This window comes from Pararhodobacter sp., from assembly GCF_034676545.1.
Taxonomy (GTDB): Bacteria; Pseudomonadota; Alphaproteobacteria; order Rhodobacterales; family Rhodobacteraceae; genus Pararhodobacter.
This window is the reverse complement of the sequence record NZ_JAUCBZ010000015.1, coordinates 785,031-810,644: the sequence shown is the minus strand read 5'-3', so window position 1 is coordinate 810,644 and position 25,614 is coordinate 785,031. Positions and strand designations below refer to the sequence as shown.

The following is a 25,614-nucleotide window of genomic DNA, read 5'->3' as shown; positions in this document are numbered from 1 at the left end:
GCACCATGCCACGTCTGATCGTCTCCGCGCCTGCTGAAGGCCCCCTTGTGGTCAGCCCTGAGGGGCTCAGTTTCTGGGGCGGAGTCGATGCGAAAACCGGGGTCGTGATCGACGCGCATCACCCGCTGCAGGGCCAGTCGCTGGCTGGAAAAATCGTGATGATGCCGACCAGTCGCGGGTCCTGTTCCGGCAGCGGCGTGCTGTTGGAACTGGCGATGAACGGCAAGGCCCCGGCCGCGCTGGTCTTTCACAAGCATGAGGATATCCTGACGCTCGGGGCCTTGATCGCGACGCGCATGTTCGGCTGCCCCGTCGCCGTCTTGCGGCTGCCCGTCGCAGATTATGATCGGCTCGCCTCGAAAGCATCCGCGCGGCTTGATGACCGACGGCTCACCGCAGAGGGCCTGTCGCTCGGGCTCAACGCGGTGACGGCCGAAGCGCTTCAGCTTTCCGACCAGGACACCCGCGATCTGCGCGGCGCGCAGGGTCCGGCGGTTAAATTGGCGTTCGAGATGCTGTGCACGATGGCGGCGGTGCAAGGGGCGGAAAAGCTCATTGATGTCACGCGCGCGCATATCGACGGCTGCATCTATGCCGGGCCGGCCAACCTTGTTTTCGCACAGAAAATGCAGGCGATGGGGGCCAGGGTCCGCATTCCGACGACGATGAACGCGATCTCGGTCGACCGCGAGAATTGGCAGCGCCAAGGCGTGCCGCCCGTCTTTGGCACCCCGGCAAGCCAGTTGGCGGATGCCTATGTGCAGATGGGGGCCACGCCCAATTTCACCTGCGCGCCGTATCAGGCCGAGGACGCGCCGACGCTGGGCGAGGCCATCGGCTGGTCGGAATCGAATGCGGTTGTCTATGCCAACAGCGTGTTGGGCGCGCGCAGTGAAAAACACCCGGATTTTCTGGATCTCTTTATCGCGCTCACCGGACGCGCGCCCTTGTCGGGCGTCTATCGGCCGCAGAACCGCGTGGCGCAGTTGGTGATCGACGTGGACCTGCCGCCAACCCATGACGAGGCGCTGTGGCCGATGCTGGGCTGGCTCGCCGGGCAGATGGCCCCCGATTGCATCCCGCTTTTGACCGGGCTTGACGCGTCGGCCCCAAGCCCCGATGACCTGCGCGCGCTCTGCGCCGCGTTTGGCACCACCTCCGCAGCCCCGATGCTGCACGTCGCAGGCGTCACGCCCGAAGGCGGCCTTGCCCCTGCCCCGGACGCGAAACGCCTGACGTTGACGCGCGCGGATCTGGTGCGGGCGTGGCAAGAGTTCAACACCGGCTCTGACAAGATTGATCTTGTGGCCTTGGGCAGCCCGCATTTCTCGCTTGCCGAAACACGGGTGTTTGCGGGTCTGATGAAGGGTCGGCTGCGCCATCCGCGCACGCCGGTGATCATCACGATGGGCCGGGAATCCAGAGCCGCGGCGCAATCCGAGGGGCTGGTGGCGCAGCTTGAAGGGGCTGGCGTTCGCTTTGTGTCGGATCTGTGCTGGTGCTCGATCACCGAACCCGTTTTCCCGCCCGAGGCCGAGACCCTGATGACGAATTCGGGAAAATACGCGCATTACGCACCGGGTTTGTCGGGCCGTCGGGTTCGGTTTGGAAGCCTTGCACAATGCGCCGACGCGGCTGAAACCGGCACCGCGCAGCGTGCGTTGCCAGCATGGTTGCGGGAACCCTGAGCCGCACTCAATGGTGCCTCCTACTGCGCGGCGCGCTGGTTGCGGACAGTGGGCGCAAAAAAGACCCGATGCCGAAGCACCGGGTCAGGGATCGGATGATGAGAGATGAAAACTGACGAGGGACAGGCGTCGTCTCTCTCACATCCGGGTATTGTCAACGTCACGCGCCGATCAGAGGCCAACCGCCGAATTGGACGTCAGGCCCGACATCTTGCCGACCTGAAACAGGACGCTTTCACGCACCATGCGTGGGTCCATCGTCTGCGGCCCGCGCACAAGACACGGATAGCGAAAGGTTCGGCCGTCACGCTCAATATCCACGCGCGCCTCAAAGGCACCTGCGGCGGCGTCATATTTGAGTGTCTTGATCTCCATGTCTCCACCTCGATGCGTTTTGTATCATGTGTCACCAACAGAACCGGCGAATCGCGGATTGGTTCCCCTTTGGGATTGCCTTTGTTCAGGCCGCCCCGTTTGTCACTCTGAGCCCCAAAAAGTTGCCAAGTACTTTCAGGCCCGGCACATTGTCGCAAACAACTTTCAGCAAAACGAGAAACGGCACCGCCATCAGCGCGCCGGGAATGCTCCAGAGCCAGCTCCAGACGATGACCGTCAGGAACACGGAAACCGTGTTCATCTCCAGCCGTCGGCCCAAAACGGTTGGCGTGATCGCCTGCCCCTCGACGAGGGTCAGCGAAAAATAGATCGCCGCCGGAACAAGCCCGGCGCCCAGCGTGTCAAAACTGAGGATACCAAAGCCCGCGACCAGCAACGCGCCGGCAATCGCGCCGACAAAGGGCATGAAATTCAACGCAAACCCGATGAACCCCCAAAGAACCGGGTTCGGCAGTCCGGTGAGATACATGGCAACGCCGATGCACAGGCCCAGACCGGCGTTGATCACCATGATCGTCAGGAAATAATGCGAAATCTGGCGCTCGACGTCGCGCGCGGTGTTCACGGCGCGGCGCTTGTCCGAAAAATTCGGAAAGGATTGCACCAGCTTGACATAGAACAGATCGCCCGAGGCCAGGATGAACATGGCCAGAACCAGACCAACCCCCACCAGCCCCGTGAAATTGGCGACGCTGCCCGCCGCGAAGGCCAGCAATCCGGGCTGCTGGACCGAAACTTGCGGTGTGCTGTCACCGCCGCTCGCCATCTCCTCGACTTGATCGCTGGCGTCCGAAAGCTGCTGAAGCGAGGCGATCAACCCCTGCAATTTCCGCCGCAACTCGAAACCCATCGCGGGTGCTTGGCCCAGCAACTCTGACAGCGGACCACTGAGCAGATAGCTGCCAAACCCAAAGGCAGCCCCGGCCCCGACGATCAGCAGAACGGCCGAGACCGGCTCGGGAATGCCGATGCGCGCCATGCTGCGCACCACCGGGCTGAGGGTCAGTGCAATGATCAGGCCGATCATGATGGGCAAGAACAGATCGCGCGCTACATAAAGAACAGCAAACGCCATGAGCGCGGCCAAGAAAAACAAGAGGTGTTTGATTGTTCGCAAGTCATCCATGGCATGATTTCCCCGGTTGGCTGGCCCATGATGGACTCAGCCCGGCAACAGAGTAACCCACACCCATGCCATTCGTTCCGATAAACTGGTATTTGACATTGCGACCTTGGCTATCGGGGCTGTTTTGCGGTTATATCCCTTGCGAGACGCCGAAGGGAAAACTGTCATGAAGCGCCTACTCAAGTTGCCGCGCAAAGGGTTTGATCGCCTGAGCTTGCGCTTGGCGATCGTTTTTGGCGTGGCCTTGCTGCCGCTGATGATCGTCTCGATCGTGCGTTCGCAAAGCGTGCTGAACGAGGCCGCTGAACGGTCACGCGCCGCGCTGGTGGGCGAGACGCTGCGCGCCGTCCAGCGCGAGATCATCGTCATTGAAGGGGCCAAGGCGGTGGCGCAGACGCTCAGTCGCTCGGTCCCGATCGTGTTGAACAATCTTGAGCTGTGCAATCAGCTGATGCACGACAAGGTGGAGGATACGGTCTTTTCATTTGCCGGGTTCTATTACCCTAACGGCGACGTGCCCTGCTCCAGCGCGCCCGCGCCGTTCAGCTTTGGCGTCTCGGCGGAACTGGCGGCACAAAACGCCAACCCGCGCCCGCTGCTGCATGTCAACGCGAACGCACCGGCTTCGGGCACCTCGGTGATCTACGCCTCGTATCCGGTGTTCGACTGGGATGGCGATTTGATGGGGTATACGGCGGTTTCGGTGCCGCACAATCAGTTGGAGCAGCGCGAGCATACCGCCGGCGACGCGACCTTTCTGACCCTCACGCCCTCGGGGACGATCCTGACCGCCCCGGGAAGTCTGGAAGACGCCGAGCGGCTGTTGCCCCTGTTGACCGCAGAGGATTTCACCGATCAACCGTCGAGCTTCAGTGCTCTGGGCGCGGATGGAAATGAACGCCAATACGCGCTGGTGCCTGTGGTCAGCGGTGAGCTCTATGCGCTGGCGACATGGTCGCAGGGCACCGTGACCCGTCGCGTTTTCTACCTGTACAACCCCGCCTTCGTCCCGGCGCTGATGTGGTTGGCCAGTCTGGCGGTTGCGTGGTTTGCCGCCACCATATTTGTAACCCGCCATATCATGCGGCTGCGCAGTGCCATGCAGGGGTTCGCCAAGACCCGCCGCACGCCGCGCGATGAAGATTTCTCGAACGCCCCGCGCGAATTGCGCGACGTCGCCGACACGTTCTTCAGCTTGACCGACACGATCCTGCGCGATGAGGCCGAGATCGAGGATTCGCTGCGCCAGAAAGAGATCTTGCTGCGCGAAGTTCACCATAGGGTGAAAAACAACCTGCAATTGATCGCGTCGATCATGAGCATGCAGATGCGCCAATCGACATCGAAAGAGGTGCGGCAGTTGATGAGCGGGCTGCACGACCGGGTGAACAGTCTGGCGAACATTCATCGCAAACTCTACCTGACCACAGGGCAGGCCGACATCCGGATGGATGAACAACTGGAAACCATCGTGCGCCAGATCGTCAAAATGGCCGCCACGCGTTCGGCGGATATCAAGGTTGAAACCGATTTTGCACCCATCCGGCTGAACCCGGATCAAGCCGTTCCGCTGTCCCTGTTTGTGACCGAAGCCATGACGAATGCGCTGAAATATATCGGCAGCGCGGCTGGATTTGTGCCGAATGTCCGGGTGTCGATGGCGATGGAAGCGGGTGGAGACGACACCGCCGTCGTGGTCATCGAAAACTCGCGGCCGTCCCATGATGCCGCGCCTGATATCGAACACTCATCCGGTTTGGGGTCTGAATTGATGGAGGCCTTTGCGCTGCAACTCTCGGGGGATTTCACCGTCAACACCGAGAACGGGTTGTACACCGTGACCTTGAGCTTTCCGGTCGATGCGCTGGGGCCAGACCCGTAAGAAGCGCCGCGACACAGAAAAAAGGCCCCGCGTGATGCGAGGCCTTTTTCGGGATTTGTGCCGCATGTCAGACGGGTGGCTTGCCGCGCACGACGCGCACAACCATCATCACGACGAACAAGATCAGGAAGATCACAAACAGCGTTTGCGCAATCCCTGCCGAGGCGCCTGCAATGCCGCCAAAACCCAGTGCGGCGGCAATCAAGGCAACCACGAGAAACGTCAGAGCCCAGCCAAGCATGATGTGTATCCTTTCGCTATTTTCATTCAGGTCGATATGCAAAGAGAACCGGGATCGCTGAAATTGGTTCCTTTGTTTTCACAATTGGCTCAGACCATGTCCGTGGGTGCGCCGGGAATTGGCACGCCGATCTTCGAGGCGGGCTCAACATCATAGGGCACGATAAACCCCTTGCGCTGCTCGGGTGCGCAGTGCGCATTGGTGCGGGCGCGCTCTGCCCACAGATCGAAAACCGTCTCAGGATCAAACGCCGACTCCGTGGCCAACCAGGTGCCAAAAACGGCCCGGGTGAGGTCTGAAACCTGCGCGGGTTCGGTCAGCAAGAGACCGGCCTCAGCGTCCCAGCGCATGCTGCGACCGTTGAGATTGGCCGAGGACACAATCGCCGCCCGATCATCAAAAATCGCGACCTTGGAATGCACATAGACAATCGGCGCGCCAGCCAATGTCGCCCGAGGCGCGCTGGTGTCGCGGCGCTCGGGTTCGCGCGGCTGCACCGGGCTGACCGCCAGAAACCGCGCGCCGAACCGGCGGCGCACCCGGCGAATGGCGCGGGCTTGCAGATACTCGCCAAACCGCCCGTCCAACTCCGGCGTCTTGTGAAACGCAACATCGTCCGGCGCGCCGGGCAGCAACACAACCAGCCGCAAGCGCGGGTTTCGTCGCGCCGCCTTGCGCAAGGCCGACACAAGGCGCCGATCCCGGAAATACTGGGTTTCGAGGTATATGAACTGTCGCGCCGCGGCGATCTGCGCGAGGTGGTCATGCAGCAGCGATTCATCGACGGACTCGGGCGCAAGATGGATCACATTGCGCGCGCGCCGTCTGGAAACCGTGGTGCGAAACGCCGAGGATGCTCTGCGCAAATGCCCTTTGCGGTCAATGATATCGGGGAGCCGTTGCAGGAAATCCGTGGCGTCGGCGGCAACCTTCGGGTCGTGCGAAATGAGTTGCAGGTCATGCCAGGTTTGCTGCGCTGCCTGATCATGGTCGGTGTCATCAATGCGACGGTTGTTCAGGTCCAACCCGCCGAGATAGGTCACCGCCGCGTCAATCACCGCCATCTTGTGATGCAGCGTGACGGGGTTGAGCCGGGGCAAGGCGCGCCGCCGCATCCTTACCCGCGTGCCATCGTATTTCAGCACCGCGTGCAGCCGGGGTGCATGGCACAACTGGTCCTGCGGGTCCGGCGCTTTGTTCATGGCATCGGCGATCTGCCGCAGCTTGGCGCGTGTTTTCGGCGCAAACATCAACCGGGGCACGAGGCCGCCACTGGCCGGATGCAGCACACAACGCACGGTCAGCCGCGCCGCGCCGGGTTCCGAGATTTCGTTCAGCGCCACGGCAATGGAGACAAATTTCCACGCCCGCCGGTGCATCTCGAACGCCATGACCGGGTCAAAATCCGACACCGTCATGTCAATGGGGATTCCCCGGTTCACGGTATGCAGCAACAGATCCACCCAGGTCTCGCCGACCGCGCGCGCCGCTTCGGACAGCAGCTTTGTGCGCGGATCGAACAGGCGAAACCCCAGCCGGATGTCACGCTGCGCGCTCAGGAACAACGCCTCCAGACGCGGATAGGCCTGATGCGCGGTGAGCAGTATTTCCAACCGATCACCGCCCGATTGTGCAGCCTCGCCCGGGTCAGCCCCGCCGGACACTTTGCCCTGCGACGACAACCGCCATCGTCCCCCGATCTGTCAATTCCAGTGAATCGTCAGGCGAAAGATCCAGAAGTTCAATCAACCGCTGGCGCGCCCGGTTGACGCGGCTTTTGATCGTGCCGGTGGCCACGCCGCACATTTCGGCGGCCTCGTGATAGGCAAACCCCGACGCGCCGACCAAGGTCAAGGCCTCACGCTGATCGTCCGGCAGTTGCTCGAAGGCTTTGAGGAAATCCGCATAGGCCAGGCGTCCATCGTGATCGGGCTTCACGGCCACATTCTCGCCCATGACGCCATCCACATCCGCCACCTCGCGGCGGGCCTTGGCATAGCTTGTGTAATAGGTGTTCCGCAGGATCTTGAACAACCACGCTCGCATGTTGCTGCCGACCTCGAACGAGTCGATGGATTTCCACGCTTTCATGACGGTTTCTTGCACCAGGTCATCGGCAAGCGTGCCATTGCGACACAGGCTGAGGGCAAAGGCCCGCAAGACACCCAGATGTGTGACCAATTCGTCACGCGGATCTATCTGCGCGGCGATATCATTTCCCATTCCGGCTATCTTGCTCCTTCAATTTCTCGATCAGGGCCATCAGGTCTGCGGGCAGTTCTTCGGACGCCTTGTCCTCGAAGGAACGCCGCAACTGTTCCCGGATCAGCCCCTTGTGCGGCGTCTCCTGCTCTTTATTGGTATTCATGCGCTGTCTGCTCTCCAAGCTTGGCCATAAATCGCGTGTACTGGAAAAAATATACACGCATAATGGAACCAAACTCGGCAATGGCGGTTTGGTTCCAAAGAAATCAGAAGGACTTCACATGACACACACTGCTACGGATCAACCGCTTGCGCGCGTCGTCGCTGATCTTCTGCCGTTTTTGCGTCGCTACGCCCGGGCGCTGACGGGTTCGCAGCAAACCGGTGACCGCTTTGCCGCGACAACGCTCGAGGCGCTTTTGACCGACCGCGAAATCTTCAAGACGGCCTCCAGCCACAAGATCGCACTGTTCAGCGCGTTTCATCGGATCTGGAGCAGTGTCGGCGCGCCCGTTCAAGACGGCGAGACCGGCTTGGGGGCGCAAGCGCAACTGCATTTGTCGCGCCTGACCGAAAACACCCGCGAAGCCCTGCTGCTCAACACGATCGAGGAATTCGAGCCGGCCGAGATCGCCGAAATCATGCAGATCGACGAGAGCGAAGCCAGACAACTTCTGGCCATCGCGGATAAGGAATTGGAAAAGTCGGTGGCGGGCAATATTCTGGTCATCGAAGACGAGGCGATCATCGCGCTGCACATCAAGACGATTGTCTCCGAATTGGGCCATACCGTCACCGGCATCGCACGCAAGCACAAGGACGCGGTGAAGCTGGCGGATAAAAAGCGCCCCGACCTGATCTTGTCCGATATCCAACTGGCGGATGGATCGTCCGGGGTGGAGGCGGTCAACGAGATCCTGGCGGCCGCGGGCGATATTCCGGTGATTTTCATCACCGCCTTCCCCGAACGGCTGTTGACCGGCGAACGCCCAGAGCCAGCGTTCCTGATTTCCAAACCCTATACCGAGGATCAGGTCAGATCGGCGGTCAGTCAGGCCATGTTCTTTGCCTCGTCGTCGATTATCGAGGCCAGTTGATCGAAATCAGGGAACCTTTCGCGGTTTCATCAGTAGTCTTGGTGAACCTGTTTAAAGAGGGAGAATTCTCCATGGCACAAGCACCAAAAAACAACGTCTCGGAGTTGAACACCGATGTTGCGCAGCAAATGGCTGTGTTGCGCGAAGATATTGCCGCCTTGGCCGCGACCGTCGCGGAATACAGCAAAGCGCAGGGCGCGGCCCTGAAATCCAGCGCCACCGAAAAGGTTGCCGGGCTGGCCGAATCCGGCGCATCGGCGGCGAACGCGCTCAAGGCGCAGGCTGAAAAGTCGTATTCCGACGCCGAAGAAGCCGTGCGCACCAACCCTGCGGCGGCGGTCGGTATCGCGGCGGGTGTCGGGTTCTTGATCGGCATGTTGACGGCACGTCGGTAATGACCGTGCTCGGGGATAAGATCGAAAGGGCTGCGCGCAAGGGCGTGGCCTTTTCTGCTGCTGGCGTTCTGGCGGCCATTGGCGTCGCGTTTTTGACGACCGCAGGCTGGATGGTTCTGTCAGAACTGCGCAGCCCGCTTTTCGCGGCAACGATTATCGGCGCGATTTACATCGGCGCGGCGGCGATTGCGCTTGCCGTGGGGATGAAAAAACCAACGCCAAGGGTATACACCACCTCGCATACGCTGTCGGACTCGGGGCTCACTCCGCTGCAAACGGTGGTTTTGTCGTTTCTCCAGGGGTTCGAGAAAGGGCGCGAAAACGCCCGCCCGAAGCAATAATCAGCCCCCCTCTCAGCGACCCAGCAACCGGGCAAAATGCGCCTCGACCAGTTCGAGAAAGCGCGTCGTCATGCGGGAGGGTTCGCGCAGGGCGGGCAGCAGCAGGTCATACCGGAACGGTTGTTCCGGGTGCAGTGGCCGCGAAATGACCCGCCCCGCTGCGGCATAATTGGCGGCGGTCACCGGCTCGACAATGGCGATCCCCGCGCCATTCGCCACCAATTCGCAGATCGAGGCCGACAATTGCGCCTCGGCGACAAGTCTGGGGCGCGCACGACCGGCCGCAAAAAAGAGATCGGTTTCGGAACGCGTCGCAATCTCCGCGCCCAGCGCCACGAACGGTTGTTCGTGGAAATCGGCGGGCTCCAACTGCGATTTGTGGCCCAGCACATGACCGACCGGCAAGACCGCCTGCATCGGTGCGGTATAAATCGGGCTGCGCTTTACCGCCGGGTGATCGGTGTCGAGCGCGCAGAATCCAAGATCGAATTGCTGCGAGCTCAGGTGTCGCAGAACCGCCTGCGAACTGCGCGCGCGCAGCGAGACGGTGATCCCCGGCTCCTCCTTGATGAAGGCGGCGATCACGTCGGGCAGGAATTTCAGCGCCAGCGCCGGCATGCCCGCAATCAACAGGCTGCCGCGTCGGAAATCCCGGATATCCTCGATCACGCGAGAGATTTCGGCCAGCCCGACAAACGACCGCTCGACCTCTTCATGGAGCGCCAGCGCCTCCGGGGTCGGAAACACCTGCCGCCCGCGTCGCTCAAACAGCGTGAACCCGACCACGGATTCAAGGTCGCTGATCATCCGGCTGACCGACGGCTGCGTGGTGTGCAGCGCCTCGGCCGCCGCAGTGACCTTTCCGGTCTCGATCACGGCGCGAAAAGCTTCGAGTTGACGATGGGTGAGACGGTGGAGCATGACGCCAATTCATATCATGGCCGCATGAATAAGACAAAAGAAAGAACTGTTCGTATGGGTTTCGATGTGCGATTTACAGAGCCGGAGGACTCATATGGCAGCCAAGGCACCAGACATCACGATCATCGGCGGCGGTGTTGTCGGCCTGTCCGTGGCGCTTGGCTTGCTGCAAGCTGGTCGCAGCGTGCGGGTGCTGGACGGCGCAGACGGTGACTTTCGCGCCTCGCAGGGGAATTTTGGTCTGGTCTGGCTGCAAGGGAAAGGGGCCGATTTCGCGCCCTACGCCCATTGGACGCGAAACGCCGTTGCCGCATGGCCCGCGTTTGCCGCGTTGATCGAGGATTTGTCCGGGCTGAACCTCGCGCTGGATCAGTCCGGCGGCTTCGAGTTTTTCACCGACAGCGCCGAGTTTGACGATTTCTCCACCGCCTTGGCGCGGCAACAGGGGCATCTTGGCACCCGGTTTCGTCACGAGATCCTGACCGGCGACGATCTGCGCCGCACGCATCCCGAGATAGGGCCGGGCGTTGTCGGCGCGTCGTTCTGCCCGCTCGATGGGCATGTGAACCCGCTGCGGTTGCTGGGGGCATTGCGCCGCGCGGTAACTGCGCTCGGTGGCCACATCACGCCCGATGCGCAGGTCACACAGATCGCACCCACGACGGGCGGCGGGTTTGATGTGACCTTGCAAGACGGCAAACGCCTTGGTGCCGAGCGCCTGGTCCTCTGCGCGGGCCTCGGCACCTCCAGGCTGGCGGCGCAGTTGGGCTTCGTGACGCGCGTGCGCCCGCAACGCGGCGAGTTGCTGATCACCGAGAAACTGGCGGACCGTCTGTCATTCCTGTCCAGCACCATACGGCAAGTGGATGAGGGCGGCGTGCAGATCGGCGGCACCAAGGCCGATGCCGGGCTGGATGACCGCGAATCGCGGGAGGTCATGGCCAGCCTCGCCCGCCACGCGGTGACGGTCCTGCCAGCCTTGGCCGATGTGCGCGTGGTGCGGGCGTGGGGCGCGCTGCGGGTGATGTCGCCCGATGGCTATCCGGTCTATGCGCGATCGCCCCTGCACCCCGGCGCGTCTCTGGTGACCTGCCACAGCGGCGTCACACTGGCTCCCTTGCACGCAACGGCGCTGGTTGATTGGCTTGATGGAGCGTCACACGCACCCGATCTGGAGGCTTTCGATGAAAATCGCTTCGCGCTTTCTGACGCGGCCTGATCCGGTTGCGGCCGTCTGCCTGACGGTCGATGGGGAACGCGTGACCGCGCAGCCCGGCGACAGCGTCGCGGCGGCACTGCTGGCGCAATCCGGCGAGCCATCGCGTTTGAGCGCGCAAAAGTCACCGCGCACGGCCTATTGCATGATGGGCGTGTGTTTCGAGTGTCTGGTCGAGATCGACGGCCGCCCCAACACCCAGGCCTGCATGACCCAGGTGCGCGATGGCATGGTGGTGCGTCGTCCGCGTGGATTGCGCGGCTTGACTGGGGGCGGCGGCCATGTCTGACGCCGACCTGATCATCATCGGCGCAGGCCCCGCCGGCATGGCGGCGGCGGCGGCGGCGGCGCAAGGGGGCGCACGGGTGTTGCTGCTTGAGGAGCAACCGCGCGCCGGCGGGCAGATCTTTCGCAATGTCGGCGTGAATGGCGGTGCCCGGCGCTACCTTGGCACGGATTACGCGGCAGGCGCAGCACTTGTTCGGGCGCTGGAACATCCGAGCATCACCGCCGAATTCAGTGCCACCGTTTGGCGCATCGAGGCCGGACCAACGGTCCTCTGGTCGCGCGACGGCGCAAGCCAAATCAGCCGCGCCCGCCATGTGCTGCTGGCCGGTGGCGCGCAAGAGCGCCCCGTACCGTTCCCCGGCTGGACCCTGCCCGGCGTGATGCCCGCCGGGGCCGCGCAAATCCTGATGAAAACCGCGGGCCTGTTGCCGCGCGATGCGGTTCTGGCCGGGGCCGGGCCGCTCTTGTATCTGATTGCCGCGCAGTTGATCGACGCGGGCGCGCCGCCCAAAGCCCTGGTCGAGACGCAGACGCCCGCCATGATGGCGCGCGCTTTGCCCCACCTGCCCCGCGCCCTGCTGGCCGCACCGACATTGGTCAAGGGGCTCGGCCTGCTGCGCAAGATCCGGGCGGCGGGCGTGGCGCGCTACACGGGTGCGTCGGGTTTCAGAGCCACCGCGACCGAGGATGGCGGCATCGCCTTTTCCTTTGCCGCAAAGGGCCGCACACATCACCTGACAACGCCGCTGTTGTTGACCCATCAAGGCGTCGTTCCGGCAACCCACATGAGCCGCGCTGCCGGGATCGCGCAGGGCTGGAATGCGGCGCAACAGGCGTTTCAGCCGCAGGTGGATGCTTGGGGGCGCACCGATTTGCCCGGGCTTCATGTCGCGGGCGACGGCGCCGGGATTGGCGGGGCCGAGGCGGCGCAAGCGGCCGGGCGGTTGGCGGCGCGTGATATCCTGCACCTGTCCGGACGGATCAGCCAGGACGCGCGCGATCAGACCTCGGCGCTCGACCGCGTCGCCCTGCGCCGGGCGATGGCGATCCGCCCATTCCTCGACGCGGCCTATGCGCCGTTGCCAGAATTTCGGTCGCCCCCCGACGACACCATCGTCTGCCGCTGCGAGGAGGTCACCGCCGCGCAGATCCGCCAGTCGCTGCGCGACGGTGCCAACGGCCCTCGGCAGGTGAAAACCGCCACCCGAGCGGGGATGGGCCCGTGCCAAGGCCGCATGTGTGACTTGACGGTGCTTGGCATTCTGGCGTCCTGTGGGATAAAACCCGCAACAACACGCATTCGCAGCCCACTCAAACCCATTGCCCTCGGTGAACTGGCGGCTCTGACCCCTACGCAGGAGACATCAGCATGACCGACACATCTGCCCTCAAGGTTGTGGACCTGTACAAAAGCTTTGGCGAGCATCAGGTCATCAAGGGTATCTCGATGGAAGCGCAAAAGGGCGATGTGATCGCGATCCTGGGGGCGTCCGGCTCGGGCAAGAGCACCTTCCTGCGCTGCATCAACCTGTTGGAGACCCCGGATTCGGGCGACGTCTATCTGGCGGGCGAGAAAATCCGCATGAAGAAGAACCGCCACGGCGAAACCGTGCCCGAGGATATCCGCCAGGTGGAACGCATGCGGGCACGGCTGGCGATGGTGTTTCAGGGGTTCAATCTGTGGTCGCATATGACGGTCATGGAAAACGTACTGGAAGGCCCGCTTTACGTTCAGAAAACCCCCAAGGCCGAGGCGCGCGAAAAGGCCAAGGCGCTGTTGGCCAAGGTCGGGCTGTCGGACCGGGCTGATTACTACCCGGCGCATCTTTCCGGCGGCCAGCAGCAGCGCGTGGCGATTGCCCGCGCCCTGGCGATGGACCCCGATGTCATGCTGTTCGATGAGCCGACCTCGGCGCTGGACCCGGAGCTGGTGGGCGAGGTGCTGGCCGTCATGCGCGACCTTGCCGATGAGGGCCGCACCATGCTGGTGGTGACCCATGAAATGGGCTTTGCCCGCGATGTATCCTCGCGGACCGTTTTCCTGCACCAGGGCGAAGTCTGCGAAGAAGGCCCGCCCGCCAAACTGTTCGCCAACCCCGAAACCGACCAATTCCGGGCGTTTCTGTCCCGGATGAATTAACCCGATACCCAACGAGAGGAACTTACCATGATCCGTAGAACTGTTCTGTCCACCCTGGCCGCGTTGGCCTTTGCCCTGCCCGCCGTTGCGCAAGACACGCTGCGTATCGGCGTCGAGGGGGCTTATCCTCCGTTCTCGTACAAGGAATCCGACGGCACGCTGGCCGGATTCGATATCGACATCGCCAATGCCCTGTGCGCCGAAATGCAGCGCACCTGCGAATTGGTCGAGCAGGAATGGGACGGCATGATCCCGGCGCTGCTGGGTCGCCGCTTTGACGCCATCGTCGCCTCCATGTCGATCACCGAGGAGCGCCGCCGCCAGATCGACTTCTCGGACCGGTATTATCAGACCCCGGCGCGGATCGTGGCCGCTGAGAATGCCGAGTTCGAAGGCACCCCCGAGGGTCTGGCCGGTCGTCGCATTGGCGTTCAGCGCGGCGCCACGCACCAGTGCTATGCCGAAAAGATGTTCCCCGGGGCCGAAATCGTTCTGTATGGCACGCAGGAAGAGGTATTCCGCGATCTCGTTCTGGGCCGGATCGACGCGCAATTGTCGGACAGCCTGATCGCGCAGGAAGGCTTCCTGAACACCGATGAGGGCGCTGGCTATGCGTTCCTCGGGGGCGATCACCTGGATATCGAATGCTACGGCGAAGGCGTCGGCGTCGCGGTACGCCAGAACGAGGAAGAACTGCGCGACGCGATCAGCGCCGCCATTCTTGCCATTCGCGAAAACGGGACCTACGCCGAGATCAACGCCCGGTATTTCCCCTTTGACATCTACGGTGGCCGCCCAGAAGGGCAGTGATCGCTGACTCGGGTCAGGCCGCCGGTCTTTGGCGGCCTGACCCGGGCCTCTACCGTACCCAAGCCCCGAAAAGGGAAACCCGATGGAATTTCTTCTAGAATACCAATCCCAGCTGATGGCCGGGACCTGGGTAACCATCAAACTGGCGCTGGTTTCCTTGGTCATTGCCATGGCTTTGGGGCTTTTGGGGGCCTGGGCCAAACTTTCATCAAACCGTTTCGCGCGCCGTCTTGCCGGGATCTACACCACCGTGGTGCGCGGCGTGCCCGACCTCGTGCTGATCTTGCTGGTGTTTTTTGGCGGACAGACCGCCATCAACTCGATCGGCTTTGCCACCGGGCTTTGGGGCTATGTCGATATCAGCAAATTCGTGGCCGGCGCGGGCACCATCGGCGTGATTTTCGGCGCCTATTTCACCGAGACGTTTCGCGGTGCAATCATGGCCATTCCACGCGGCCAGATCGAGGCCGGTATCAGTTGCGGCATGTCCAGATCTCTGATTTTCCGCCATATCATCTGGCCGCAGATGGTGCGCTATGCCCTGCCCGGCTTTACCAACAACTGGCTGGTGCAGCTCAAGACCACCGCGCTTGTGTCGGTGATCGGCTTGCAGGATCTGGTCTATAACGCCTTTACCGCCGGGCGCTCCACGGGGCAGCTTTTCACCTTCATGGCGGCGGCCTTCGTGATTTATCTGGTGCTGACCGGCATTTCCGATGTTGTTTTGCGCGCACTTGATCGGCGCTACAGCCGTGGCGTGGTGCGGGCATGAGCATGGAAACCATCCTGTCCTATATCCCGCTCGATATCGCGCTGATTGCCGATAATTTCGACCGCTTTCTCTATGGCGTCTGGATTACGCTGAACCTGACGTTTCTGGCGCTGCTCATCGGTGGCGCGCTGGCGATCCCGATGGCCATTGCCCGGGCGTCGCGGCACCGGATTCTGAACCCTCTCATCTGGGGGTATACCTATGTGTTTCGCGGCACGCCGCTGCTGGTTCAGACCTATCTGATCTATTACGGCGTCGGTCAGTTCGATGTCATCCGCCAAAGCTGGCTGTGGGACCCGGTGCTGTCCTCGGCCTGGTGGTGCGCGCTGATCGCCTTCACGCTGAACACCTGCGCCTATACAACCGAGCTGCTGCGCGGCGCGATCATCGACACACCGAATGGCGAGGTCGAGGCCGCCAAGGCCACCGGGCATTCCTATCTGGGCCGGATGCGCCGCATCATCCTGCCCTCGGCCTTTCGGCGCGCGATTCCGGCTTATTCCAACGAGGTGATCTTCATGCTGCACGGCTCGGTCGTCGCCAGCACGATCACCTTGCAGGATATTCTGGGCGTCGGGCGCTGGCTGAACGGGCGCTATTATCTGGCCTATGAGGGCTTCCTCACCGCGGCCCTGCTGTATTTCCTGATCGTGCTCTGCATCACGACGGTCTTTCGCTGGCTGGAGCGGCGTTACCTGCGCCATCTGACCCGCCGCCAGTCGCCAATTCCCGAAACCCTGCTTGCTGAACCAACCCGCTGACCAAGGAAGCCCCCATGATCGAACGCAAACACACCACCGCCCGCATGAGCCGCATCGTCAAGCACAACGGGATTGTCTATCTCTGCGGCCAGGTCGGCAGCGGCGACGACGTGACCGCCCAGACGCACGACTGCCTGGCGCGCGTCGATGCATTGCTGGCCGAGGCCGGATCCTCGCGCGAGCATATCCTGCAGGCCATCGTCTGGCTGCGCGACATGGCCGATTTCAGCGCCATGAACGCGGTCTGGGATGCCTGGGTGCCCGAAGGCCACGCCCCCGCCCGCGCCTGCGGCGAGGCGCGCATGGCCAGCGAAGGCCTGAAAGTCGAGATCATCATCACCGCGGCCGTTGCCTGACGTGCCATCGGCTCTTTCGTGAAAGATACGCCATGACCAAGCCCGCCCCCTCGCATCTGGCCTATGTGCCGTTTGTCAGTGTCGAGAACATGATGAAGCTGGTCCATCACATCGGTATCGAGCCGATGTTGAAGGGCCTTGCCGAGTATATCGAACAGGATTTCCGCCGTTGGGACCTGTTCGACAAGACACCGCGTGTCGCGAGCCATTCCAAGGAAGGCGTGATCGAACTCATGCCGACCTCGGACGGCGAGGTATACGGGTTCAAATATGTGAACGGCCACCCCAAGAACACGCAAGAGGGCTTGCAGACCGTGACCGCCTTCGGGCTGCTGGCCACGGTTGACACCGGCTATCCGGTGCTGCTCTCCGAGATGACCGTTCTAACCGCGCTGCGCACCGCCGCGACCTCGGCCATGGTGGCCAAACACCTTGCGCCAAAGGGCTCGCGGGTGATGGCCATGATCGGCAACGGCGCGCAATCCGAGTTTCAGGCGCTGGCGATGCGGGTGATTTGCGGCATCGACCGGCTCCGGCTCTATGACATCGACCGCGCGGCGACCGACAAGACGGTGCGCAACCTGCAAGGCTTCGGCTTCACGCTGGAGCCCTGTTCTTCGCCGCAAGAGGCCATTGAGGGCGCGCAGATCATCACCACCTGCACGGCCGACAAGCAATACGCGACGATCCTGACCGACAACATGGTCGGCGCAGGCGTGCATATCAACGCGATTGGCGGCGATTGCCCGGGCAAGACGGAACTGCACCCGGATATCCTGACCCGGTCCAGCGTCTTTGTCGAATACCCGCCGCAAACCCGGATCGAAGGGGAAATCCAGCAGATGCCCGCCGATTTCGCGGTGACCGAAATGTGGCAGGTGATCAACGGCACCGCGAAGGGGCGCACCGATGATCGGCAGATCACGCTGTTCGACGGCGTGGGCTTCGCGATCGAGGATTTCTCGGCCCTGCGCTATGTTCGGGATCAGTTGCGTGACACCGGGTTGTATCAGGATCTCGACATGATCGCCGACCCGGACAACCCGCGGGATCTGTTCGGCATGGTTCAGCGCGCGAAACCGCGCTGAACGGTCAACGGGGTTTGAGTGCGCATCACTGGATTGGGGCGCGCGGCTCAAACCCGCATTCGACCAGCAACGTGTCAAACGCGTGGTTCGAATTCGGGTGCGCCTCGCGCGGGGTGGTTTTCAGGCGCTCGATCATGGCGGCAAAGCCCTGATCTGCGTCGATGCTGACGGTTTCAACAGTCTCGACACTGCGAAAACGCCCGCCACCGGCGACAAGGATTGCGCCATTGACGGTACACGCATCGCTGGCCAGCCACACCACCAAAGGCGCGACGCGCTCGGGCGTGAAGGTATCGGCGACAGCGCCCTCGATATGACCGGCCGTCATCGGCGTGCGCGCATAGGGCGACACGCCGTTCACACGGATGCCCTTGGTCGCGCCCTCGGCGGCGAGGGTGCGCACCAGACTGTCGACCGCACTTTTCGACGCCCCATAGGCAGCCATCCCATGCTGGCCATAGCGGCCCGCACTGGAACTGGTCAGGATGATCCGCCCGTGGCCCTGCGTTCGCATCACGGGCCACGCCGCATGCGCCAGATGCAACGCGCCCAGAAAGCCCACGTCAAACACCGACCGGAACTCGGCCAGTGTCAGTTTGTGAAAGCTTTTCGCCTGCGGTGCGGCGGCGTTGGCAATGACGATATCAAGCCGCCCGAACGCCTCAAGCGCCCGTGCCACCATACGCGCGCCGCTGTCCTCGTCTTGCACTGCCGACCAGTCGGCCACGGCGCGACCGCCCGCCGCGACAATCTCCGCCACGGTGCGCGCGGCCGAGGTTTGATCGTCGCTCTCTCCGGCGTGGCGACGATTGTTTACCACCACCGCAGCCCCGGCACGCGCCAAATGCAGCGCATACGCACGGCCCAGGCCTTTACCGGCGCCGGTGACAATGGCAACGCGCCCGGCAAGATCTGGCGGCCAGATCACGCCCGCCCGCCTTTGCGCGGCAGGCCCGGAAAGAACATCGGCACGCGGCGCACATAGTCATCCCACGCCGCGCCGCGCGTCTTGCGCATGTGGCGCTCGTTGCCCGGTGTCGCCGAACCCCAGCCCATGAACCACGTCGTATAGAGCGGCCCGATCACGCTGAGCCAGCCCCAGGGATGCGCCAGCGCAAAGCAGAAATAGCCGAACCACACCAGCGATTCGCCAAAATAATTCGGGTGCCGCGACACCGCCCAGAGGCCGCGATCCATGATGCCACCCTTGTTTGCAGGGTTGGATTTGAAGGCGTTCATCTGGCTGTCGCTGATCACCAGGAACAAGAACCCCACCAGCCAGACCACGACGCCGATCCAGTCGGTCACACGCATCGCGGCCCCCTCGACCGAGGCCGCGAAGGCAAAGGGCATACACCAGATCCAGATCAGGATCCCTTGCAGCATGTAGACCGCAAAAAAGCTCCAGGCGGGCCAGCGCGTGCCAAAGCGGCGGCGATGGGTGGCATAGGGTTCCTGCTCGGTGCCGACGTTGGTGCCATAGGCGTGGTGCACCATGCGCGCCATCCAGATCACCATCAACCCCAGCACCACCGCCAACCGCAGCGTGAACGCGGGTGCGGCGACCAGAACAGTGGTCAACGCAATCCCCAGACTGATGCAGGGATAGGCCACATCCATGATGCTGTGATTGGTGCGCGCCTGGCCGATGGACCACGCGACTGCCCCCAGAACACCCATTGCAAGCAAACCGCAGAGCCACGCCAGCACCGGCGCGGCAAGGGCCGTGGGGGCGATGGCATAGAGGCCAAGCGCAACACCGGGGGCGGCCATATGGGCGTAGCTCCAGTTTCGGCCCCGGGCCTCCTTTGGCATGACCAGACGCCATGCCACGACAAACACAAGCCAGAGAATCAGAGCGTAAATCATTGTAGGGCCTCGTCTTTCCTGCGTTCCTGATCGAGCGTCCGCAACCGGTCGCGTTTTACGTTCAACATCGCGCTGAGCCGCGGGGCCTCAGGCGTCAGAATCCGGTGCGACCGATTGCAAATTGCAACGTGGTGCTCTTTCAGCCCTCTGCGCGCCTCGTCGAGCCGGCCATCATCGCAGCCGAGCACATCCTTGATTGAGCTGACGGCACAGGCGGGCAGAGTCGCGGATCGGATCGGGCGGGACACGTCCGTCAAGGCTTGCGATGACTCACCCATATTTCACCGGCTCCCCCGCAGTTCACTTCATTTATTGAACATAAAATATTCATGCGTCAAGCCCTCCGTTCACGCCTCGTGCACGGCGCACCCCGGTCGATCCTGAGACAGGAAAGCACCCTGCCAGCCCCCTCGATGGGGGCGTCCCGCCGGGTGCGACAAAACCAGAGGATTGAGTTTTCAAAGGATTTCTTGCGATTATGCGCACGCCCACCCGCGCTTATCGCCATATTGGCAGAGTAACGCCCGGTATCGCGCCTTCCGGGGGATGGCCAAGGGTCAAACCATGCATTGCAGTCGACGCGTCAACTCTCGGCAATCCCTGCAAGGTTCGGCGACGGGATCGCCCGGAAGCCCGGCCAAATCCGCCCGGACACCCCCATTACAGTGTTCATCTAGTGTATCTCAGCCAAACGCCAAACGGCGCGAGCGTCATATCAGTCACGACGGGCCGGACCCCGTCAATCCAGCCTCGGAAACACGGCGGTTTGTTTGACGACGCCGTACACAAAACTGCTGTCGATCGAGGCAATCCCGCCGATCGGATGCAGCCTTCGGCGCACGAATCGTTCGTAATCCGCCAGATCCGCCACGACCACCCGCAACAGGTAATCGGCCGTTCCCGTCATCATGTAACACTCCAACACCTGCTCGACGCGGGCGATGTCTTTCTCGAATTGATTGACCGTCGCGCCGGTGTGATTTTCCAGACTGACGCGCACGAACACCGTGACCGGCAGGCCGTAAGCCTCGGCATCAATGGTGGCGCTATAGCCCTTGATCGCGCCGCTTTGCTCCAACAGGCGCAACCGTCTGAGGCAGGGCGAGGGCGACAGGTTCACCTCGGCGGCGAGGTCCTGATTCGACATGCGGCCATTGCGCTGCAAGGCGCGGATGATTTGTTGGTCTTTCTCGTCCATTTTTTCGGCTTTCGTGGCATTTTATGCCAATATATCACGGCATATGGGCGCAGATAGCAAGAAATGCGCCGCAAAACCATCCTATCATGCTTGGCGAAACCACAGGAGTTCCGCCATGCGCAATCGTCCCCAGAGCTTTGCCACGCGTGCCATTCACCATGGCTATGACCCGATGCAGAACGAAGGCGCGCTGACGCCGCCCCTGCATCTGACCTCGACCTTCGCGTTCGAATCCGCCGAAGGCCGGCGGCGAGATGTTCGCGGGCGACCGCGCCGGGCATATCTATTCGCGCATTTCCAACCCCACCTGCGACCTGCTGGAAAAACGCATCGCGATCCTGGAGGGGGCCGAGGCCGGGCTGGCGCTGGCATCGGGCATGGGCGCGATCACCGCGACCATGTGGACGCTGCTGGCACCGGGCGACGAGGTGATCCTCGACAAGACGCTCTATGGCTGCACCTTTTCCTTCATGCAGCACGGGTTGGCAAAATTCGGCGTGATCGTCACCCATGTGGACCTGACCAACCCCGAAAACCTGACCGCCGCGATCAGCGCCAAAACCAAGGTCGTGTATTTCGAGACTCCCGCCAACCCGAACATGCGGTTGGTCGATATTCAGGCGATCTCGCGGATTGCCCACGCGCGCGGTGCCTATGTGGTGGTCGATAACACCTATGCCACGCCCTATCTGACGCAGCCGATCAAACACGGGGCTGATATCGTGCTGCACTCGGCGACGAAATATCTGGGCGGGCATGGCGATGTCGTGGCGGGTCTGCTGGCGGGGTCGGCGGAACTGGTCTCGGAAATTCGGCTCTATGGCATGAAGGACATGACCGGCGCGGTGATGGCCCCGTTCAACGCCATGTTGATCTTGCGCGGCCTGAAAACCCTGGAATTGCGCATGGACCGGCATTGTTCCAGCGCCGCCACCATCGCCGCGTTCCTAGAGCAAACCCCCGGCGTGCAGAAGGTCTCGTATCCCGGCCTGAAAAGCTTTGAACAACACGACCTTGCCACCCGGCAGATGGCGCAATTCGGCGGCATGATCGCGTTTGAGCTGGAGGGCGGCATGGCGGCAGGCCGGTCGATGATGAACCGGCTGCACCTGATCACCCGCGCCGTATCGCTGGGCGATGCCGAAACGCTGATCCAGCACCCGGCCAGCATGACGCATTCGACCTATAGCCCCGAAGAGCGCGCCTTGCATGGGATCGGCGAGGGCCTTGTGCGCCTGTCAGTGGGACTCGAAGGTGTCGATGACTTGCTCTACGATCTCGACCAAGCCCTGCCCAAGCCCCCGGCACGGAGCGCCGCATAAGGAAACCTGACATGCCGCAAGACCTCAAGACCATCGAACAGCGCCTGCTGTGGCTGTCGCACTGGATGATCCACCACGCCAACCACATCCGGCCAAAGGCGGACGGGATCAAGGTCGGTGGGCATCAGGCCAGCAGCGCCTCGATGGTCTCGATCCTGACGGCGCTCTATTTTCAGATCCTGCGGCCCGAGGATCGCGTGGCGGTCAAACCCCATGCCTCGCCGGTCTTTCACGCGATCCAATACCTGATGGGCCACCAGACCCGCGAAAAAATGGAGAATTTCCGCGGCTATGGCGGGGTGCAAAGCTATCCCAGCCGCACCAAGGATGTTGACGACGTCGATTTCTCGACCGGCTCGGTGGGGCTGGGCGTGGCGATCACCTCCTTTGCCGCGCTCATTCAGGACTATATTCAGGCGAAATCCTGGGGGCAGGATCAGCAGCTGGGCCGCATGATCGCGCTGGTGGGCGATGCCGAACTGGACGAGGGCAACATCTACGAGGCGCTGCAAGAGGGTTGGAAAAACGATCTGCGCAACTGCTGGTGGGTGATTGATTACAACCGGCAATCGCTGGATGGCATCGTGCGCGAGGGCCTGTTTCAGCGGGTCGAAAAGATCTTTGATGCGTTCGGCTGGGATGTGGTGCGGGTCAAATACGGTGTGCTTCAGCGCGCCGCGTTTCAGGAACCCGGCGGCGAGAAACTGCGCCAGTGGATCGACGATTGCCCGAACCAGCTTTATGCCGCGCTGACCTTCATGGGCGGTGCCGTCTGGCGCGCGCGGCTGATGGATGCCTTGGGCGATCAGGGTGACGTCACCGCGCTGATCGAGCGGCGCAGTGATGCGGAATTGGCGGACCTGATGGAGAACCTCGGCGGCAATTGCGTGTCGACGATGGCCGATACCTTTGCCGCGATCGACCATGACCGCCCGGTCTGCTTTCTGGCCTATACGATCAAGGGTTGGGGCACGCCGATTGCCGGCCACAAGGACAACCACGGCGGGTTGATGAACAAGACGCAGATGGCCGCCTGGCAGGAATATATGGGCGTGCCGGAGGGGCAGGAATGGGACAGGTTCGCCACCATCGCCGACCCGGACGCCTTTGAGCGCCAGCTGCAAAACACCCCGTTCTTTGCCAAGGGCCCGCGTCGCTTCAAGGATGATATCATCCCGGTGCCGTCAATCTCCCTGTCGTCGGATCGCGAAATCTCCACGCAGATGGCCTTTGGCAAAATCCTTGACGATCTGTCCAAGGGCGACAGCCTGTTGGCGGAACGCATCGTCACCACCTCGCCCGATGTGACCGGCACCACCAACCTTGGCCCCTGGGTCAACCGCCGCAAACTGTTTGCACGCGCGCATCAGGCCGATACGTTCAAGGCCGAGAATATCCCCTCGACCGCAAAATGGGAGTTCGCGCCCGAGGGCCAGCATATCGAGTTGGGCATCGCCGAGATGAACCTGTTTCTGCTGTTGGCGGCGGCGGGCCTGTCGCATTCGCTGTTTGGCAAGCGGCTGATCCCGATTGGCACGGTCTATGATCCATTCGTGGCGCGCGGTCTCGATGCGCTGAACTACGCCTGCTATCAGGATGCGCGCTTTATCATTGTCGGCACCCCGTCTGGCGTGACCCTGGCCTATGAGGGCGGCGCGCATCAATCCATTGGCTCGCCGTTGATCGGCATGTCGCAAGACGGGCTGGCCGCGTTCGAACCTGCCTTTGCCGACGAGCTGGCGGTGATCATGGAATGGGCGTTCGGCTACCTGCAAAAGGACGGCGAAGGCGACCCCGATGAGCGCACCTGGCTGCGCGACGAGACCGGCGGCTCGGTGTATCTGCGGCTGACCACCAACCCGCTGGAGCAACCGGGCAAGCGGGTGGATGACGATTTCCGCCAAGGGGCCATCGACGGCGCCTATTGGATGCGCAAGCCGGGGCCGAATTGCGAGGTGGTGATCGCTTATCAAGGGGCCGTCGCGCCCGAGGCGATCAAGGCCGCGGGCGAGATCGCCCAGGGGCGGCGCGATGTCGGCGTGCTGGCGGTGACCTCGGCCGACCGCCTGAACGCAGGCTGGACGGCGGCGCAGCGGGCGCGCGCGCATGGCCACGACAGCGCACAGGCGCATATTGAAACGCTGCTGCGCGATGTGCCGCGCGATTGCATTCTGATCACGGTGATCGACGGGCACCCGGCAACGCTGTCCTGGCTGGGCGCGGTGCGCGGGCATCAAACCGTCTCGCATGGCGTCGAACACTTTGGGCAGACCGGAACGATTGCGGATCTGTACCGCCATTTCCGGATTGATGCGGCGGCATTGGTGCAATCGGCCAGCGAGCTGTCACGCGGCCGGAAGCTGCCACGCAACACACCTGCCTAACCGCGGCAGGCCGGAATGATCAGACGCCAAGGCGGTAAGAGACGCCTTGGCCTTGCCGCCGCCCGGCAAAACCCCTCGCTGTCATCCGATCACAAGATCATCGGCGGCGAAACCGGCGAGGGCGATGGCTCGCGCGACCCGGGACGAGTTGTTCACCCTGTTCCCGGCGCAGCGTGATGGCCCCGCGCAAAGGGCGTTCTGCGCCGCCCGTCCCGTGCTGACGCCCGCCGAGGCGCACGCCCTGATGGCCGCTGGGGCGGTGCGTGTCTCCACCACGAGACACCAAACCCGCGTGAAAATCCTGACAGCCCCGCGGCCAAAACGGCCCGGCACCGATCACCCGCAAGTCCCGGCGCCGCGCCATAATTTTGTCCGTTTCTCGCCTTAGGCCGATACAGGTATAAGTTGTGGAGTGCCGTCATGGAGAATATGCTTGAAATGGCCGTACAGAATGTTCTGGCAAACCTCTCGCCGTGGCTTCTGGTGCCCTTCGGATTGCTGCTGGTGGTCAAGATTCTTGAACATCGGCTCCGGGGCAGACGGCGTGGCACGCGGACTGCGTGGCGATACAGCCAGAACACCGCGGGGCGTCGGGATATGCGCGACCCGAAACTGCAGGCAGAGGCCATTGCGCGTGTGGGCTTCGTGAAAACGCCCTTGATGAACAAGGGCGAGTACCGTGTTTTCTCCATTCTGGAACGCACCAGCGCCGGGCTTCGGGATGGGTATCGCGTCATGGCGCAGGTCAATCTCGGCGAATTCCTCAAGCCCGAGCCGCAAACCGAGGTAGCGCTCAAAGAAGAAGCCTTTGCCTCAATCAATTCCAAGCGCGTGGATTTCCTGATTATCGACAGAACAGGGCAAGGCGCGCTGGCGGTCGAGTATCAGGGGTCGGGGCATTATCTGGGTCAAACCGCGTTCCTGCGCGATGCGGTCAAGAAAGAAGCCCTGCGCCGTGCCGGAATCCCCTTGCTGGAGGTGACGCCGGATATGCGCCCGGACGATATCACCGCGCAAATGAAGCGGCTGCTTGGCATCGGGACCGAAACGCTGAGCTATACCTGAGCCCGGCAAACACACCAGACGGCGCATTTCATGACTTAGCGCAAAGACCGCAT

The 25,614-nt window shown here is 62.5% G+C and carries 27 protein-coding genes and 1 pseudogene; 18 read left to right on the top strand and 10 right to left on the bottom strand.

What is annotated here, in order from left to right; translation table 11 throughout:
• Positions 1 to 5: 5 nt before the first annotated feature.
• Entirely contained in the window at positions 6 to 1,688 is a 1,683-nt protein-coding gene (locus VDQ28_RS07385; RefSeq protein ID WP_323035318.1) for an aconitase family protein, read from the top strand.
• A gap of 171 nt (positions 1,689 to 1,859) precedes the next feature.
• On the opposite strand, the gene VDQ28_RS07380 is transcribed toward VDQ28_RS07385, so the two are convergent.
• Both VDQ28_RS07380 and VDQ28_RS07375 read right to left on the bottom strand, forming a co-directional pair.
• Complete coding sequence (locus VDQ28_RS07380; protein ID WP_323035317.1) at positions 1,860 to 2,063, bottom strand: orotidine 5'-phosphate decarboxylase; 204 nt, start codon at positions 2,061 to 2,063, stop codon at positions 1,860 to 1,862.
• 85 nt (positions 2,064 to 2,148) lie between these two features.
• On the bottom strand, positions 2,149 to 3,210 hold the full coding sequence (locus VDQ28_RS07375) for an AI-2E family transporter (protein WP_323035316.1): 1,062 nt from the start codon (positions 3,208 to 3,210) through the stop codon (positions 2,149 to 2,151).
• 166 nt (positions 3,211 to 3,376) lie between these two features.
• Here VDQ28_RS07375 and VDQ28_RS07370 point away from each other — a divergent pair, with 166 nt between their 5' ends.
• The gene (locus VDQ28_RS07370; protein ID WP_323035315.1) at positions 3,377 to 5,092 is read left to right on the top strand and encodes a sensor histidine kinase; all 1,716 of its coding nucleotides are present in this window, start codon (positions 3,377 to 3,379) and stop codon (positions 5,090 to 5,092) included.
• A 67-nt stretch (positions 5,093 to 5,159) separates the two neighbouring features.
• On the opposite strand, the gene VDQ28_RS07365 is transcribed toward VDQ28_RS07370, so the two are convergent.
• The 4 genes from VDQ28_RS07365 to VDQ28_RS07350 form a co-directional block, all read right to left on the bottom strand.
• Positions 5,160 to 5,333, bottom strand: a complete 174-nt coding sequence (locus VDQ28_RS07365; RefSeq protein ID WP_323035314.1) for a DUF1328 domain-containing protein — start codon at positions 5,331 to 5,333, stop codon at positions 5,160 to 5,162.
• A gap of 89 nt (positions 5,334 to 5,422) precedes the next feature.
• Positions 5,423 to 6,997: a phospholipase D family protein gene (locus VDQ28_RS07360; RefSeq protein WP_323035313.1), complete on the bottom strand. Its 1,575-nt coding sequence runs from the start codon at positions 6,995 to 6,997 to the stop codon at positions 5,423 to 5,425.
• Positions 6,981 to 7,556 (bottom strand): RNA polymerase sigma factor, encoded by a 576-nt coding sequence (locus VDQ28_RS07355; RefSeq protein WP_323035312.1) that lies wholly within the window; start codon positions 7,554 to 7,556, stop codon positions 6,981 to 6,983. The genes VDQ28_RS07360 and VDQ28_RS07355 overlap by 17 nt, the downstream gene beginning before the upstream one ends.
• Positions 7,546 to 7,701 (bottom strand): NepR family anti-sigma factor, encoded by a 156-nt coding sequence (locus VDQ28_RS07350; protein ID WP_323035311.1) that lies wholly within the window; start codon positions 7,699 to 7,701, stop codon positions 7,546 to 7,548. Before VDQ28_RS07350 ends, VDQ28_RS07355 begins: the two co-directional genes overlap by 11 nt.
• A 118-nt stretch (positions 7,702 to 7,819) precedes the next feature.
• Between VDQ28_RS07350 and VDQ28_RS07345 the strand changes: the two genes are divergently transcribed.
• From VDQ28_RS07345 to VDQ28_RS07335, 3 genes are all read left to right on the top strand, one after another.
• Complete coding sequence (locus VDQ28_RS07345; RefSeq protein ID WP_323035310.1) at positions 7,820 to 8,635, top strand: response regulator; 816 nt, start codon at positions 7,820 to 7,822, stop codon at positions 8,633 to 8,635.
• Between the two features lie 71 nt (positions 8,636 to 8,706).
• Entirely contained in the window at positions 8,707 to 9,030 is a 324-nt protein-coding gene (locus VDQ28_RS07340) for a glycine zipper domain-containing protein (RefSeq protein ID WP_323035309.1), read from the top strand.
• A gap of 5 nt (positions 9,031 to 9,035) precedes the next feature.
• Positions 9,036 to 9,371: a phage holin family protein gene (locus tag VDQ28_RS07335; protein WP_323035308.1), complete on the top strand. Its 336-nt coding sequence runs from the start codon at positions 9,036 to 9,038 to the stop codon at positions 9,369 to 9,371.
• A 12-nt stretch (positions 9,372 to 9,383) separates the two neighbouring features.
• Here VDQ28_RS07335 and VDQ28_RS07330 read toward each other — a convergent pair whose 3' ends face one another.
• Positions 9,384 to 10,292 carry a LysR substrate-binding domain-containing protein gene (locus VDQ28_RS07330; protein WP_323035307.1) on the bottom strand — a complete coding sequence of 303 codons (909 nt, stop codon included), beginning with the start codon at positions 10,290 to 10,292 and terminating at the stop codon, positions 9,384 to 9,386.
• A 94-nt stretch (positions 10,293 to 10,386) separates the two neighbouring features.
• Between VDQ28_RS07330 and VDQ28_RS07325 the strand changes: the two genes are divergently transcribed.
• From VDQ28_RS07325 to VDQ28_RS07285, 9 genes are all read left to right on the top strand, one after another.
• Positions 10,387 to 11,511, top strand: a complete 1,125-nt coding sequence (locus VDQ28_RS07325) for an FAD-dependent oxidoreductase (protein ID WP_323035306.1) — start codon at positions 10,387 to 10,389, stop codon at positions 11,509 to 11,511.
• Entirely contained in the window at positions 11,477 to 11,797 is a 321-nt protein-coding gene (locus VDQ28_RS07320; RefSeq protein WP_323035305.1) for a (2Fe-2S)-binding protein, read from the top strand. The genes VDQ28_RS07325 and VDQ28_RS07320 overlap by 35 nt, the downstream gene beginning before the upstream one ends.
• Positions 11,790 to 13,169, top strand: a complete 1,380-nt coding sequence (locus VDQ28_RS07315) for an NAD(P)/FAD-dependent oxidoreductase (RefSeq protein WP_323035304.1) — start codon at positions 11,790 to 11,792, stop codon at positions 13,167 to 13,169. The genes VDQ28_RS07320 and VDQ28_RS07315 overlap by 8 nt, the downstream gene beginning before the upstream one ends.
• Entirely contained in the window at positions 13,166 to 13,936 is a 771-nt protein-coding gene (locus VDQ28_RS07310; protein WP_323035303.1) for an ABC transporter ATP-binding protein, read from the top strand. Before VDQ28_RS07315 ends, VDQ28_RS07310 begins: the two co-directional genes overlap by 4 nt.
• A gap of 27 nt (positions 13,937 to 13,963) precedes the next feature.
• On the top strand, positions 13,964 to 14,746 hold the full coding sequence (locus VDQ28_RS07305) for an ABC transporter substrate-binding protein (protein WP_323035302.1): 783 nt from the start codon (positions 13,964 to 13,966) through the stop codon (positions 14,744 to 14,746).
• Positions 14,747 to 14,828: 82 nt separating this feature from the next.
• The gene (locus tag VDQ28_RS07300; protein WP_323035301.1) at positions 14,829 to 15,518 is read left to right on the top strand and encodes an ABC transporter permease; all 690 of its coding nucleotides are present in this window, start codon (positions 14,829 to 14,831) and stop codon (positions 15,516 to 15,518) included.
• The gene (locus VDQ28_RS07295; RefSeq protein WP_323035300.1) at positions 15,515 to 16,279 is read left to right on the top strand and encodes an ABC transporter permease; all 765 of its coding nucleotides are present in this window, start codon (positions 15,515 to 15,517) and stop codon (positions 16,277 to 16,279) included. The genes VDQ28_RS07300 and VDQ28_RS07295 overlap by 4 nt, the downstream gene beginning before the upstream one ends.
• A 14-nt stretch (positions 16,280 to 16,293) precedes the next feature.
• Positions 16,294 to 16,635 carry a RidA family protein gene (locus VDQ28_RS07290; RefSeq protein ID WP_323035299.1) on the top strand — a complete coding sequence of 114 codons (342 nt, stop codon included), beginning with the start codon at positions 16,294 to 16,296 and terminating at the stop codon, positions 16,633 to 16,635.
• A gap of 32 nt (positions 16,636 to 16,667) precedes the next feature.
• The gene (locus tag VDQ28_RS07285; RefSeq protein WP_323035298.1) at positions 16,668 to 17,723 is read left to right on the top strand and encodes an ornithine cyclodeaminase; all 1,056 of its coding nucleotides are present in this window, start codon (positions 16,668 to 16,670) and stop codon (positions 17,721 to 17,723) included.
• A 25-nt stretch (positions 17,724 to 17,748) separates the two neighbouring features.
• On the opposite strand, the gene VDQ28_RS07280 is transcribed toward VDQ28_RS07285, so the two are convergent.
• From VDQ28_RS07280 to VDQ28_RS07270, 3 genes are all read right to left on the bottom strand, one after another.
• Positions 17,749 to 18,651 (bottom strand): SDR family NAD(P)-dependent oxidoreductase, encoded by a 903-nt coding sequence (locus VDQ28_RS07280; protein ID WP_323035297.1) that lies wholly within the window; start codon positions 18,649 to 18,651, stop codon positions 17,749 to 17,751.
• Positions 18,648 to 19,592, bottom strand: coding sequence for a DUF1295 domain-containing protein (locus VDQ28_RS07275; protein ID WP_323035296.1), 945 nt, complete (start codon positions 19,590 to 19,592; stop codon positions 18,648 to 18,650). Before VDQ28_RS07275 ends, VDQ28_RS07280 begins: the two co-directional genes overlap by 4 nt.
• A 739-nt stretch (positions 19,593 to 20,331) precedes the next feature.
• Positions 20,332 to 20,790: an Lrp/AsnC family transcriptional regulator gene (locus tag VDQ28_RS07270; protein WP_323035295.1), complete on the bottom strand. Its 459-nt coding sequence runs from the start codon at positions 20,788 to 20,790 to the stop codon at positions 20,332 to 20,334.
• Between the two features lie 115 nt (positions 20,791 to 20,905).
• On the opposite strand from VDQ28_RS07270, the pseudogene VDQ28_RS07265 reads away from it, so the two are divergent.
• The 4 genes and pseudogenes from VDQ28_RS07265 (at position 20,906) to VDQ28_RS07250 (ending at position 25,561) form a co-directional block, all read left to right on the top strand.
• Positions 20,906 to 22,112: pseudogene (locus tag VDQ28_RS07265) on the top strand (methionine gamma-lyase).
• Positions 22,113 to 22,123: 11 nt separating this feature from the next.
• Positions 22,124 to 24,496, top strand: a complete 2,373-nt coding sequence (locus VDQ28_RS07260) for a 1-deoxy-D-xylulose-5-phosphate synthase N-terminal domain-containing protein (RefSeq protein ID WP_323035294.1) — start codon at positions 22,124 to 22,126, stop codon at positions 24,494 to 24,496.
• Positions 24,497 to 24,511: 15 nt separating this feature from the next.
• Positions 24,512 to 24,673, top strand: coding sequence for a hypothetical protein (locus VDQ28_RS07255; protein ID WP_323035293.1), 162 nt, complete (start codon positions 24,512 to 24,514; stop codon positions 24,671 to 24,673).
• A 243-nt stretch (positions 24,674 to 24,916) separates the two neighbouring features.
• A complete protein-coding gene (locus VDQ28_RS07250) occupies positions 24,917 to 25,561 on the top strand; it encodes a DUF2726 domain-containing protein (protein ID WP_323035292.1) in 645 nt (214 codons plus the stop codon).
• The last annotated feature ends 53 nt before the right edge of the window (positions 25,562 to 25,614 follow it).

What these genes read in the sequence shown, in the direction of transcription:
- VDQ28_RS07300 (WP_323035301.1), top strand. Translation starts at nt 14,829, where the DNA reads ATGGAATTTCTTCTAGAATACCAATCCCAGCTGATGGCCGGGACCTGG.
- VDQ28_RS07355 (WP_323035312.1), bottom strand. Translation starts at nt 7,556, where the DNA reads ATGGGAAATGATATCGCCGCGCAGATAGATCCGCGTGACGAATTGGTC.
- VDQ28_RS07365 (WP_323035314.1), bottom strand. Translation starts at nt 5,333, where the DNA reads ATGCTTGGCTGGGCTCTGACGTTTCTCGTGGTTGCCTTGATTGCCGCC.
- VDQ28_RS07340 (WP_323035309.1), top strand. Translation starts at nt 8,707, where the DNA reads ATGGCACAAGCACCAAAAAACAACGTCTCGGAGTTGAACACCGATGTT.
- VDQ28_RS07270 (WP_323035295.1), bottom strand. Translation starts at nt 20,790, where the DNA reads ATGGACGAGAAAGACCAACAAATCATCCGCGCCTTGCAGCGCAATGGC.
- VDQ28_RS07260 (WP_323035294.1), top strand. Translation starts at nt 22,124, where the DNA reads ATGCCGCAAGACCTCAAGACCATCGAACAGCGCCTGCTGTGGCTGTCG.
- VDQ28_RS07315 (WP_323035304.1), top strand. Translation starts at nt 11,790, where the DNA reads ATGTCTGACGCCGACCTGATCATCATCGGCGCAGGCCCCGCCGGCATG.
- VDQ28_RS07375 (WP_323035316.1), bottom strand. Translation starts at nt 3,210, where the DNA reads ATGGATGACTTGCGAACAATCAAACACCTCTTGTTTTTCTTGGCCGCG.
- VDQ28_RS07385 (WP_323035318.1), top strand. Translation starts at nt 6, where the DNA reads ATGCCACGTCTGATCGTCTCCGCGCCTGCTGAAGGCCCCCTTGTGGTC.
- VDQ28_RS07320 (WP_323035305.1), top strand. Translation starts at nt 11,477, where the DNA reads ATGAAAATCGCTTCGCGCTTTCTGACGCGGCCTGATCCGGTTGCGGCC.
- VDQ28_RS07350 (WP_323035311.1), bottom strand. Translation starts at nt 7,701, where the DNA reads ATGAATACCAATAAAGAGCAGGAGACGCCGCACAAGGGGCTGATCCGG.
- VDQ28_RS07380 (WP_323035317.1), bottom strand. Translation starts at nt 2,063, where the DNA reads ATGGAGATCAAGACACTCAAATATGACGCCGCCGCAGGTGCCTTTGAG.
- VDQ28_RS07255 (WP_323035293.1), top strand. Translation starts at nt 24,512, where the DNA reads ATGATCAGACGCCAAGGCGGTAAGAGACGCCTTGGCCTTGCCGCCGCC.
- VDQ28_RS07275 (WP_323035296.1), bottom strand. Translation starts at nt 19,592, where the DNA reads ATGATTTACGCTCTGATTCTCTGGCTTGTGTTTGTCGTGGCATGGCGT.
- VDQ28_RS07310 (WP_323035303.1), top strand. Translation starts at nt 13,166, where the DNA reads ATGACCGACACATCTGCCCTCAAGGTTGTGGACCTGTACAAAAGCTTT.
- VDQ28_RS07345 (WP_323035310.1), top strand. Translation starts at nt 7,820, where the DNA reads ATGACACACACTGCTACGGATCAACCGCTTGCGCGCGTCGTCGCTGAT.
- VDQ28_RS07290 (WP_323035299.1), top strand. Translation starts at nt 16,294, where the DNA reads ATGATCGAACGCAAACACACCACCGCCCGCATGAGCCGCATCGTCAAG.
- VDQ28_RS07295 (WP_323035300.1), top strand. Translation starts at nt 15,515, where the DNA reads ATGAGCATGGAAACCATCCTGTCCTATATCCCGCTCGATATCGCGCTG.
- VDQ28_RS07330 (WP_323035307.1), bottom strand. Translation starts at nt 10,292, where the DNA reads ATGCTCCACCGTCTCACCCATCGTCAACTCGAAGCTTTTCGCGCCGTG.
- VDQ28_RS07370 (WP_323035315.1), top strand. Translation starts at nt 3,377, where the DNA reads ATGAAGCGCCTACTCAAGTTGCCGCGCAAAGGGTTTGATCGCCTGAGC.
- VDQ28_RS07250 (WP_323035292.1), top strand. Translation starts at nt 24,917, where the DNA reads ATGGAGAATATGCTTGAAATGGCCGTACAGAATGTTCTGGCAAACCTC.
- VDQ28_RS07285 (WP_323035298.1), top strand. Translation starts at nt 16,668, where the DNA reads ATGACCAAGCCCGCCCCCTCGCATCTGGCCTATGTGCCGTTTGTCAGT.
- VDQ28_RS07305 (WP_323035302.1), top strand. Translation starts at nt 13,964, where the DNA reads ATGATCCGTAGAACTGTTCTGTCCACCCTGGCCGCGTTGGCCTTTGCC.
- VDQ28_RS07325 (WP_323035306.1), top strand. Translation starts at nt 10,387, where the DNA reads ATGGCAGCCAAGGCACCAGACATCACGATCATCGGCGGCGGTGTTGTC.